This is a genomic window from Xenorhabdus sp. TS4, assembly GCF_014467265.1.
Lineage (GTDB): Bacteria > Pseudomonadota > Gammaproteobacteria > Enterobacterales > Enterobacteriaceae > Xenorhabdus > Xenorhabdus ehlersii.
On sequence record NZ_NKHQ01000009.1, the window covers coordinates 13,566 to 24,685 of the forward strand.

The 11,120-nt window shown below is 42.5% G+C and carries 10 protein-coding genes; 5 read left to right on the forward strand and 5 right to left on the reverse strand.

Features of this window, described 5'->3' with window-relative positions; all coding sequences use genetic code 11:
- The first annotated feature begins 200 nt into the window (after positions 1 to 200).
- On the forward strand, positions 201 to 896 hold the full coding sequence (locus tag Xets_RS06505) for a PAS and helix-turn-helix domain-containing protein (protein ID WP_099133901.1): 696 nt from the start codon (positions 201 to 203) through the stop codon (positions 894 to 896).
- A 24-nt stretch (positions 897 to 920) separates the two neighbouring features.
- Complete coding sequence (locus tag Xets_RS06510) at positions 921 to 2,201, forward strand: cytosine permease (protein WP_187651371.1); 1,281 nt, start codon at positions 921 to 923, stop codon at positions 2,199 to 2,201.
- A gap of 42 nt (positions 2,202 to 2,243) precedes the next feature.
- On the opposite strand, the gene iolB is transcribed toward Xets_RS06510, so the two are convergent.
- From iolB to iolG, 5 genes are all read right to left on the reverse strand, one after another.
- Positions 2,244 to 3,074 carry a 5-deoxy-glucuronate isomerase gene (gene iolB, locus Xets_RS06515; RefSeq protein WP_099133900.1) on the reverse strand — a complete coding sequence of 277 codons (831 nt, stop codon included), beginning with the start codon at positions 3,072 to 3,074 and terminating at the stop codon, positions 2,244 to 2,246.
- 24 nt (positions 3,075 to 3,098) lie between these two features.
- Positions 3,099 to 3,989: a myo-inosose-2 dehydratase gene (iolE, locus tag Xets_RS06520; RefSeq protein ID WP_187651358.1), complete on the reverse strand. Its 891-nt coding sequence runs from the start codon at positions 3,987 to 3,989 to the stop codon at positions 3,099 to 3,101.
- 54 nt (positions 3,990 to 4,043) lie between these two features.
- On the reverse strand, positions 4,044 to 5,948 hold the full coding sequence (iolC, locus tag Xets_RS06525; protein ID WP_187651359.1) for a 5-dehydro-2-deoxygluconokinase: 1,905 nt from the start codon (positions 5,946 to 5,948) through the stop codon (positions 4,044 to 4,046).
- A 59-nt stretch (positions 5,949 to 6,007) separates the two neighbouring features.
- Positions 6,008 to 7,720, reverse strand: a complete 1,713-nt coding sequence (locus Xets_RS06530) for a solute:sodium symporter family transporter (RefSeq protein WP_187651360.1) — start codon at positions 7,718 to 7,720, stop codon at positions 6,008 to 6,010.
- A 185-nt stretch (positions 7,721 to 7,905) separates the two neighbouring features.
- Positions 7,906 to 8,892, reverse strand: a complete 987-nt coding sequence (gene iolG / locus Xets_RS06535) for an inositol 2-dehydrogenase (RefSeq protein WP_187651361.1) — start codon at positions 8,890 to 8,892, stop codon at positions 7,906 to 7,908.
- A 613-nt stretch (positions 8,893 to 9,505) separates the two neighbouring features.
- On the opposite strand from iolG, the gene Xets_RS27710 reads away from it, so the two are divergent.
- From Xets_RS27710 to Xets_RS06550, 3 genes are all read left to right on the forward strand, one after another.
- The gene (locus tag Xets_RS27710) at positions 9,506 to 9,595 is read left to right on the forward strand and encodes an IS1 family transposase (RefSeq protein WP_167450531.1); all 90 of its coding nucleotides are present in this window, start codon (positions 9,506 to 9,508) and stop codon (positions 9,593 to 9,595) included.
- Positions 9,596 to 10,165: 570 nt separating this feature from the next.
- A complete protein-coding gene (locus tag Xets_RS06545; RefSeq protein ID WP_099133894.1) occupies positions 10,166 to 10,486 on the forward strand; it encodes a type II toxin-antitoxin system RelE/ParE family toxin in 321 nt (106 codons plus the stop codon).
- Positions 10,483 to 10,764: a helix-turn-helix domain-containing protein gene (locus Xets_RS06550; protein WP_099133893.1), complete on the forward strand. Its 282-nt coding sequence runs from the start codon at positions 10,483 to 10,485 to the stop codon at positions 10,762 to 10,764. Before Xets_RS06545 ends, Xets_RS06550 begins: the two co-directional genes overlap by 4 nt.
- Positions 10,765 to 11,120: the final 356 nt, after the last annotated feature.

The window sequence follows — 11,120 nt, forward strand, 5'->3', positions numbered from 1 at the left end:
TATGACAGTAACGACAAACCACATCCACTTTAGCCATCTCTCACTCCATAATAAAAAGCAGGGAGTTTATCACAATATCTAATCATTGAGAGCGTGACCTGGGAAATTAGCCTTGATGAACATGGAATCAATACAAGTAAAAACATAAATACAAACGTCCTTATTTACAATGAATAAACTAACAATTATTTGAGATAGAGATGAGTTTATCCTATAAAAATAATGAACCCTATTTCAAGGGACTAATTGCCATGATGGAACATCTCAGCGATCCTTGGGGTATTAAGGATATGGACTCCAGACATATCTATATGAATAAAGCGGCTTATCTTTACACCAATACACCAGAATACTTTGACATTGAAGGTAAATTAGACTGTGAATTTCCAACTGATTGGTCTGACGACCAATTTTCACAAGATCTCAAAGAGCATGACCGGAGAACTGAGGAATCAAAAGATAGGGTTTCCATTATCGAAACACATTATTGGTACGGAAAAAACAGTTTGGCCCCTTTCATCAGTGAAAAATTTCCCGTGTATAACGATGAAAAAGAGTGTATCGGGATAGTTTGGAATGCTAAGCCATTAAGTAGCTTCTCTCCCTTAAAATACATTAATCGCCACAAACCCAGCATACTCACTACAGAAGCGACCACAGACCTGTTTACTCGTAGTGAGCTGGATATTATCTTCTTCATGCTGCAAAGACGCTCAAATAAGGAAATTGCTCAAATATACAACGTTAGCCACAAAACGATAGAAAATAGAGTTTATAACATCTATCAAAAAGCGAACGTTCATTCACTCCAGCAATTTGAGGAGTTTTGTAGACACCTACAATTAGATAGCTACATACCAGAACGTCTAATTGAAAAAGGCATTCTATTTCTCTAAAAGAAGTCCAAAAAGGTGATGGTAATACTAAAAATTGAGCACTGTCCACTGAAGCGGGTGCCACAAACACAACGTGTATCACTGTTAAGCGTGGCTATTGTGCATATGGGCATGTTGACGGCATTGGATCAGTTTATGCTTGGGGCTATACTCGGTAACTCTATGGCTTTGATCGATGCCTTTATTGCTATTTTCATCGGCAGCCTGATCTTTGGCGTTGTCACGTTTGGACTCGGTTTTGCAGGAATGCGCGAAGGCTTATCCGGCAGCCTATTGGCTCGGTGGTGTGGTTTTGGCCGCATAGGGTCTGTATTAATTGGCTTCGTGGTTGCAATCAGCTTATTAGGCTGGTTTGGTATCCAAAACGCAATTTTCGCCCATTCCCTTAATTTTGCCTCCGGCGATAAACTCAGGTTTGGCTGGGCTGCGGCGTTCTCTGGCACTTTGTTGACAATACTGGTCGCCTTTGGCTTTAAGGCATTGCGTTTTACCGCCAGAATCGCTGTTCCTCTGTTTATTTTGCTGATTGCTTATGTCTCCACTACCGTACTGTCAGGTAATACTGGTCAACAGCTACATGAAATTATCAAATTATCTCATTCTGGTGATACCTTAACCATTAGTGCGGGTATCACGATCGTCGTAGGTGGTGCGATTGTTGCAAGTTTAATGACGCCTGATCTGACTCGCTACACCAAATCAGGCAAGCATGTTTTTGGGATCACCTTGCTGACCATTATTGCAGGAGAATTTGTGATTAATGGCCTGGCTATTCTTATCACAAAGGCCCTGAATACGTCAGATGTTGTCACTATTATGTCGCAATTGGCTGGAGGAGCAGGTCTTTTGGTTGTCGTTTTCTCCACATTAAGGGTCAACGACTTGAACTTGTATTCTTCATCATTAGGCATTATCAGCGCCGTAGAGGGTATTACTGGCAAAAAACTCCGTTATCCTCCAACGACCATCGTTATTGGAATATTTGGAACGCTACTTTCTATTCTGGGTATCCTGGAGCGGTTTGTGGATTTCCTGACTGTGTTGGGCGTTGTTTTTCCACCCATTATTGGGATTATGTTGGTTGATTACTATATTCTGCGTTCCCATCGCAAGATATTAGATAAGAGCCGAGAACAAGACGCACTTCCGTATGAAACACCAACTATCGGCTGGGCTGCCATTATTGCCAGTGTTATCGGCAGCGTGATTGGTCTGGAGGCAGAATGGGGTGTTCCAGCAATTAATTCATTATTGCTAGCGAGTTTAGCCTATGGGCTATTTAAGTCAGTTTGTGAACGCAGTTAGCATAATGTATCTATGATATTGCTCCCTAAACGGGAGCAATACCTAACGGCTAGCATGTTTCTCCGCATATTCTTTGCCATTAACCCATTGATGATCTTTTTCCCAGGTAAATAACCACTTGCGTGTCGGGCCAGCCATAACATTGAGGTAGTAACTGTCATAACCCGCGATGGTCGCCACGGGATGATACCCTTTTGGCACCATCACCACATCCTTGTTATAAACCGCCATGACTTCATCCAATAAACGGTCATCGGTATAGACTCGCTGGACACAAAAACCCTGTGGTGGATTCAGGCGATGGTAGTATGTTTCTTCCAAATAAGTTTCTTGTGGCTCATTGTCAGTATCGTGCTTGTGGCTAGGATAAGAACTGGTGCATCCTTCATCAGTATAGACTTCAACAACCAGTAGACTATCCGCCGGTTGATCATCTGGCAGGATATTGTGAACATAGCGTCGATTATTACCATTACCACGCTGTTCAGCCTCAATATCTTGTGGGGCGATTAAGCGGGTGGGATAACTGCCTTTTCCTTTCGCCTGACATACAGCCAGTTCAAGTTGAGTTTCAGCAATGATTTCCATCGTTTCATTAGGTGCAACATAGACAGCATAAGGCTTTTTGCGCTCAAATGGGTCCATGCGCTCCCCAATTTTTTCAAACCGTTGCTGAGGCGTCACTACCGTAGCTTTTCCTGCCACCAGCACCAAACACGTTTCATTTTCCGAAGCGGGTAAAGTGATAATTTCCCCTACATTCAGTTCATAAACAGCAAAATGCACATATCCCCAGTCTGCTGTTTCCGGCGTAATATGCTGCGTTCGTTTGTCCTGATCTGGTACGTGGTATTTTGACAGTAGTTTAGACATTTAACTTCCTCCCAATCTCCGCGTTTAAACCAATCCCGCTTCTCTGGCAAATTTATGCAAATTGAGATATCCCAGCGTGGCATAAGTCAGTGGATGGGCAACAGCGGGATCTTGTTCTGCTTCAACCACCAACCAACCGTGATAGTTATTTTCTTTCAAGATCGCAAAAATGGCCGGATAATCGACGCAACCATCTCCTGGTACGGTAAAAACACCACTCAAGACCGCATCAAGGAAACTGGTTTTACGGTTTTTGACATCTTTTAACACGTCAGGACGAATGTCTTTGCAATGCACATGATTAATACGTTTGCACCACCGTTTTGCCACTGTTAATGGATCATCCCCCGCAAAGGTCAAATGCCCGGTATCCAATAACAATCCCACTTCTTCACCTGTATTTTCCATCAGGTTATCGATATCTTCCGCACGTTCAATCACCGTTCCCATGTGATGATGATACGCAACCTGTACACCTTGTGATTGAGTATAACGGGCAAATTCTGTCAGTTTTTCACCATATTCCTGCCAACGCTCTGCCGGAAACAGTGGACGAAGATGCACTGGTTTCCCCTGATTGCCATGAATACAATGGGTCACTTCGGCAAACACCATCACTGTAGCCCCCAATTCCCGCAACAGGGTCAAATGCGACTGAACGGCGGCAATCTCTTCTTCAACACTACGTGTCAGAAGTTCAGCGGAATACCAGCCAGACACGAGTTTCAAATCATGAGCGGCCAAAATGGGGCCTAAAATCTGTTCCTGACGAGGGAATTTATTGCCCAGCTCAAAACCTGCAAATCCTGCTTGTCGCCCTTCTGTCAGGCAAGTTTCCAACGGTGTTTCTGCCCCCAAGGATGGCAAGTCATCATTGGTCCATGTCAAGGGGTTGATGCCAAGTTGAACAGCCATGAAGATTCTCCTGTAAGATGAAAAAAGTGATGTTCTATTCCCTTTGTTATTCAGCTATCCACGCTGACGCCAATAATTAATCAAATTGTGATAGTTAGTTTTTATTTTCTGGATAAACGTTTCATCATCTATTTCTCCCGCCAGCCATTGCAGTGACGGTTGACCAAATAGCGTTCTGCCAACGGCAAAACCTTTGACGATAGATTTCCCCGCCGCGGCATTGAAACTGGCCTTTAAGATCGTTTCCGGTGCATCAAGGCCAAGGATCACAACCCCACGACAATAAGGATCACGCTGTTCAACTAATGCAGCGATTTGATCCCAGGTTGCAGATTGCATCGGTGGCAATTTCCACCAGTCCGGCTTAATGCCAAGATTGTAAAAACGCTGGAGCGCTCGCAGATAAAGTTCATCAGAATTAGGCATATCTACTGGCAAGATAATTTCCAGCAATAATTCATGACCAGACTGACAACAGGCAGCATAGACTTCTTGTACAGTTTTTTCCTGTTCCAGACGCAATGGGTGATCATCTTCTGGATGAAAGAATACTAAACATTTCACAATATGTTCCTGCGGCCAACTCACTAACTGGGAACCAATATCACCATGTTCGAGACAAAGCGGTCGGGAGCCAGGCAGTTCAATCGGACGGCCAATCCATAATCCCTTCCCTGTTGCAGCATTCAGTATATCTTGACCGAAACTACTGTCACATAATATCCCCGCTTTTCCTGCCAAATGGGCTTCAATGCTGACTTCCTGACAGGCACGGAACAGTAGTTTTTTCAGTTGCGGAATTTGATCAAGACCGGCATTCACCTTGCGTGCCATTTCGACAAACTGGATACGATGGTCAAATGCCATGACACATAATTCATTCCATTGTTTGTGGCGACTACCAACCCGATGCAGGTGATTGAGATGTGGATCTAAATCTGGATATAGTACTTCCGTTGCTCGCATTAAATAGTTATCCAGCTCCGTTTTATCTGGCATAGCGGGCGCGCACCCATGACGGGAAACAACTAAGGCTCCACAAGCATTGGCATAAGTGCAAGCCTGTTCCCAACTTTCGTTATTAAGGTAGCCACGCAATAAACCAGACATAAAGGCATCCCCAGCCCCCAAAACATTCAAGACTTCTACCTCGACGCCCCGTACAGTGACTCCCTCGTCTAAGGTATCGGGAATATTGGCAGTAAATACCGAACACCCTAATACACCACGTTTGCAAACCAAAGTTGCAACCGTCAGTGTTCGTATTCGACGCAAAGCTTCGACAGTATCCGTAGAGCCACCAGCAATATGAAATTCCTCTTCAGTTCCCACAATCAAATCAAATAGGGAGAGCACTTCCTGCAATTGTGCAGTCACTTGCTCTGAGGTGATATAGCGAGTTTCACCGTCACCCAATGAGGTCAATCCCCACAATACCGGCCGGTAATCGATATCAATGACAGTCTTGACACCATTGCGGCGGGCGTAAGTCAGTGCAGTCAGAACAGCATCACGAGTTTGTGGGTGAGAAAGGTGAGTTCCGGTGATCGCCAGACAACAGGCAGATGCAATATAGTCTTCGCTGAAATCATCTCGGGTGATCGCCATATCAGCACAATTATCGCGATAAAAAATCAGTGGGAAAGTTTCGTTATCTTTAATGCCGAGTAAAACCAAAGCCGTAAGCCGCTCTTTGTCAGTGATCAAATGGCTGGTATCACAACCCACCCGCTCCAATTCTTCACGCAAAAAGCGTCCCATATGTTCGTCACCAACCCTTGCCAGCATTGAGGATCTTAATCCCTGACGCGCTGTTCCATAGGCGACATTCCCTGAAGAGCCACCTAAGTATTTTGCAAAGCTTGCCATGTCTTCCAAACGGGAACCAATTTGTTGACCATACAGATCAACCGCAATACGTCCCATGCAAATCACATCCAATTTTCTATGCTGTTCCATTGATTCACCTCTTACCGGATATGCTATTTTACTGAATGCCTTATAGGGAAAATCAGTTTTTATTTCTCCGATGCACCTGTTTTGTCTGATGTACTTGCCACTACTGGATGTTTAAATAACTCCCTGCCTATCTGGTAGAAAACATAACCCAATATGCTGGCGGCAAATACATAATAGAGCGCCATCACATAAGCTGGCACGTTCTTAGCAAGGAAAACATACATGGAAACAACAATCAGTGTAATAAGGTATCCTGCCGGTTTAACCATCGACCAAGGTGTAATATCCACCTGTTTTGTATACACTTCTTGATAAGATTCAGCAGGGAAAAAATACCCAATCGTCAACATGAAAATGATATTCAGGACAAACAGAATGCCAACCAGATGGAAGAAGTGAATATTGAAGTTCAAGATAAAGTGACAAATGATGTAAGCCGACATACCAAACAACAACCCCAATTTTGCCGCGATCGGGGGAACCCGTTTTGTCATTAGCCCAACCAGAACTACACTGAGGATCGGAGCATTAAAGATCCCCTGTAGCTGCTGGATCAAGTAGAACAAACCATCAGGTGCGTTAGCGACAAGTGGGGCAATGAGCATCGTTGCCAATGCAAGCCCGATGCCTAAATATTTACCGGCTGTCACAGCTTGTGCTTCAGTGGCATTCGGGCTGATCCGCGGCTTATAAATATTGACGGTAAATAATGTCACGGAAGAGTTGAGGCCACCGCTGAATGTCGAAAATACAGCTCCCACAACCACCGCGGCAAAAAAGCCAACCAGAACTTTGGGCAATACCAGTTGCACTAACGCAGGATAGGCATTATCTGGATTATCTATTTGGCCATTGAAAATATGGAATGCAATTATCCCTGGTAAGATAATAATGGTAGGAATAATGAGCTTAAATAAAGCACATAACATTACGCCTTTTTGCCCTTCCGCCAGATTCTTGGCGCCCAGTGATTTTTGCACAATGGATTGATTGGTACACCAAAAGAACATATTGGAGATAAGCAGCCCCGTGAACAGGGTCGAAAATGGAACAAGTGAATCTTCACTACCGATAGAATTAAACTTCTCTGGGTGAGTCTGATAGACATCAGTTAATCCTTTCCATACACTGCCATCTCCCACATACAACAGGGCAAACACCGTTACCATCAAACCGCCCACAATCAAGCCTACGCCATTAATGGTATCAGCAACTGCAATCGCTTTGATCCCACCAAAGATTGCGTAAATTGCCCCCAATCCTCCCACTCCCCAAACCATGATCCAGAGTGCTGTGGTTTTATCGACCTGAAAAACCCGGGAAACCTGAAACAGACTTTCCAGAGCAATCGCTCCGGTATACAGAACGATAGGTAATAATGAGATCACATACATCGCCAAAAATAGGATTGAGGTAATTAGCAACGTGTTTTTATCAAACCGACGTTCAAGATATTCTGGAATGGTCGAAATACCTAATTTCAGATATTTCGGCAAAAAATAAATAGCAAATAGGACAATAGTTAAAGCCGCAATCACTTCCCAGGCCATAACAATGAATCCAGTTCTGAACGCCAGCCCATTCAGGCCGACCAGATGTTCTGTAGACAGATTCATGAGTAACATAGAGCTACCGATATATATTCCAGTTAAGGAACGCCCGCCAAGAAAATAACCTTCGGTCGAATCACTTAAGTGTTTGTTTCGCGTTTTATAATAAGCAAACCCGGCTACCAATAAGGTAAAACCAATAAAAGAAAGAAAAGCTAACATATACCCTCCCCCCTGATTAACCGTTTAGAGCCATATAGTTACCTCCCCTGAGGATTGGCTCCTTTGCCATCGTCTCCTGAAATCTATTGGATACAAAACGGTCTGCCACGGTTATGGCTGCCGGAACAGATATGTGATTTTTATGAAATAAATGTTCCAGTAATGTTTGTTATTGAACCTTATCGTTATAGTTTGATTTCTTCACCGGATTGCAGGGATTCGAGCGCCTTGTCTGCCAGGTATAAAGCCCGTTCTCCATCAATACCACTCGTCTCAGGCATTACCCTGCCAGTCATGACATCAACAAAATGGCTCCATTCCGCGATGTATGCGTCACGGTAACGTTGTAAAAAGAAATGCTCTGGTTTCGCGGTGGTACAACCGTTTTCTCCCCATAATTCCACACTGTTTTCCTTTATATTTCCGGCAGTCAGGAGCCCTTTTTCGCCATGCAGTTCCAATCGTTGGTCATAACCATAACCAGAACGACGGCTATTAGTGATGGTTGCCATTACCCCCGATGGAAATTTCATAACAATAAACGCAGTATCGATATCACCCGCCATACCGATAGCTGGGTCAACAAGATTGCTTCCCTGGGCATAAATAGCACATGGTTCTTCTCCAATGATAAAACGTGCCATATCTAAGTCATGAATGGTCATATCTCTGAACATACCGCCAGATACACGAACATATTCAGTGGGTGGAGGAGAAGGATCACGAGAGATAATAAGCAGAGATTCTGCCTTGCCAACGGTTCCGGCATCAAACAGGTTTTTCAGCCGACGAAACTGTGGATCGTAGCGACGATTAAACCCGACAAACAGAGGAACTTGACACGCTTTTACCGTAGCAAGGCACTGGCGAACCCGTTCAAGATCAAGGTGAACCGGTTTCTCACAGAAAACCATTTTATTGTGTCGAGCGGCCAGTTCTATCAGATCGGCATGGGTGTCCGTTGCTGATGCAATCAGGACACCATGAACATCAGGATCTGACATCGCTTCTTCGGTGGTCTGTATTTTAGCCTGATATTGGTCTGCCAATGCCTTAGCACTTGTCAGATGTGGATCTATCACAGAATAGAGGCAAGTTTCTTTATGGTTGGCAATGTTAACAGCGTGAACCTGCCCAATTCGCCCAGCGCCAAATAATGCAATATTGAACATGAATGCTCCTTGATACCTTAGTATCTGCTTTTTGGTGTGGATGAAAACATATCAAATAAAATATTTATTTCAATTTTGTTTTATTTGAAAATTTTATTTTTTAGAGCTGGCTCATATAACTTTCATCAGGGAGCACCTTGCCAACAATTTCCTTCATGATTTATTTCCAATATTTATCAATTTAGGTAAATTATAGTATTTTCCCGTAAATATGATTTTTAATAAATTAAAAAAGCTAGATTGCCATTTTTCATAAAAATATTTTCTAAGGCGATGTATACAAGATTTCTTATATAGAAAAAATGAGTTTATCTGCAAAAAATAAAATTTTTTGAACATATACATGCATTATTAGTTAGCCAAAGAGGAACATTATTGGCAGAAGAATATTTCTCAGGTCATGACGAAGTATGGGGAGAAGATATTGGTAAGATAGATTTCAATAAAAATACCTTACATGACATAAGATCAGTGACAAAAAGTATTGTCTAAGGAAGGGGATATCGTTTTACGTGGGAATAAGATAGCCACTATGGGAGAAAATATCTCTTCAGCATACTTGGCACCTTGAATTCAGTTATTCCGCAATACCTACAACAAAATCAGCCGAAAAGTGATCGCCCACGTTTTTGGCCCAAGAACAAAGAAGACATTGATACATTTGATGGCCTTGCTGATCCCTTTCAATGTTGTGGTTATATGACCGATGGCTGGAGAGAGTATGAAAGATGGTTCTTTCTATTTCCTAACTCACTATTTTCAATGAGTTTTATTTCGTATCAGGGCGGAACTTGAACCCGCACAGCCTTTAGGCCGAGGGATTTTGAATTCGTTGTTATTTTAAATAAAATCAATAGATTAAATTACTTACTCCTAATATAAACCCTCATTAACACCCTTAAAAACCAATCGGTTACGAGTATTTTTCCTTCGTAATTAGAAATAAAGAGAACGTAAAATGAACAGAAATTGTTTGCTTACTGCTAATCATTTCTATGTATTTTCTAATTGAGAGAGGAAAACTGCCACCTCTACAATGCAACAGTTCGCTGACTACATTGATAGGATATCGGGAGTAATGTGGTAGTCCACTTTACCAATGGATATCAGGGACAAAGGCATATGCGTATCCGTTCCTCATGGAGTAGGTGTTTTCATCACCCAGTTGACTCAATGTAACTTATCATATACGATAACAAACATCTTATCACAAATGATAAGGTAATATTGAATCTCGAATACCTATCATATATGACAAATACGAAAGGTAAACATGAGCTGGAATATTGATTTTTACCACGGAGTAATGGATAGCATTCTGGATATGCCCCCTAAAATTCAAGCAAGAATACTAAAATTACTCGAATTAATGGAACGGCATGGTGCTAACCTTGGGTCACCACATACTGAACCTATGGGTAATGGCTTGTTTGAGCTACGAGCAAAAGCACAAGAAGGTATTGGACGCGGCTTATTCTGTTACCTTGATGGCTCGAATATCTGCATTCTCCATGCTTTTGTTAAGAAGAGCCAGAAAACGCCTAAGAAAGATTTAGACTTAGCCAAAATCCGTATGAAAGAGGTGAAAAAATGAGTCAATTACAAGCCCTGAAAACTAAAGCATTACAAAACCCAGAAGTGAAACAGGCTTATGATGAGTTAAATGATGAGTTCCAACTCATCAACACATTGCTTAGTATGCGAACTGAGGCGAAATTAACTCAACAGCAAGTTGCTGATCGAATGGGAACGAAAGAAAGCAACATTTCCCGGCTGGAAAAAGGAAAAAGCAACCCAACTTTGAATACACTGGTAAATTATGCAAAAGCCTGTGGTTTTCAGCTTGATTTCAGCTATCGACGCAACAGTTAAGTCTCACTATTATTAGCCATCTTAATGATGGCTTTTTTATCCTCAAAACTTGCCAAATTCTGGCAGAAGAAAGTGACTACCGCATATTGATCCTGAACATATGTGGGAGGAACATAAAATCCTGCTAATATAATTAACCTGAGCTTCGTTTAAGAAGGGAACTAAAGCGCCTGAGGTACGATCAAAGTTTTTGTCAAAGAAAACAGAATCGTAGGACTCCTCAGGCTATGACTACTTTAGAAGAACTTTATTGCTGCGTCGATGACTTCTGCCAAAAATTTATCCCTCTCTGGCATCAACAACTTATCGAGAATGGATGACGTCAACGTAAGCGCTCCTCTTCCCTTTCTCTCAGC

Excerpts from the sequence above, each read along its gene's own strand:
- Xets_RS06550 (WP_099133893.1), top strand. The coding sequence starts at position 10,483 with ATGAGTCAATTACAAGCCCTGAAAACTAAAGCATTACAAAACCCAGAA.
- iolC (WP_187651359.1), bottom strand. The coding sequence starts at position 5,948 with ATGGAACAGCATAGAAAATTGGATGTGATTTGCATGGGACGTATTGCG.
- Xets_RS06505 (WP_099133901.1), top strand. The coding sequence starts at position 201 with ATGAGTTTATCCTATAAAAATAATGAACCCTATTTCAAGGGACTAATT.
- iolG (WP_187651361.1), bottom strand. The coding sequence starts at position 8,892 with ATGTTCAATATTGCATTATTTGGCGCTGGGCGAATTGGGCAGGTTCAC.
- iolB (WP_099133900.1), bottom strand. The coding sequence starts at position 3,074 with ATGTCTAAACTACTGTCAAAATACCACGTACCAGATCAGGACAAACGA.
- Xets_RS06545 (WP_099133894.1), top strand. The coding sequence starts at position 10,166 with ATGAGCTGGAATATTGATTTTTACCACGGAGTAATGGATAGCATTCTG.
- iolE (WP_187651358.1), bottom strand. The coding sequence starts at position 3,989 with ATGGCTGTTCAACTTGGCATCAACCCCTTGACATGGACCAATGATGAC.
- Xets_RS06530 (WP_187651360.1), bottom strand. The coding sequence starts at position 7,720 with ATGTTAGCTTTTCTTTCTTTTATTGGTTTTACCTTATTGGTAGCCGGG.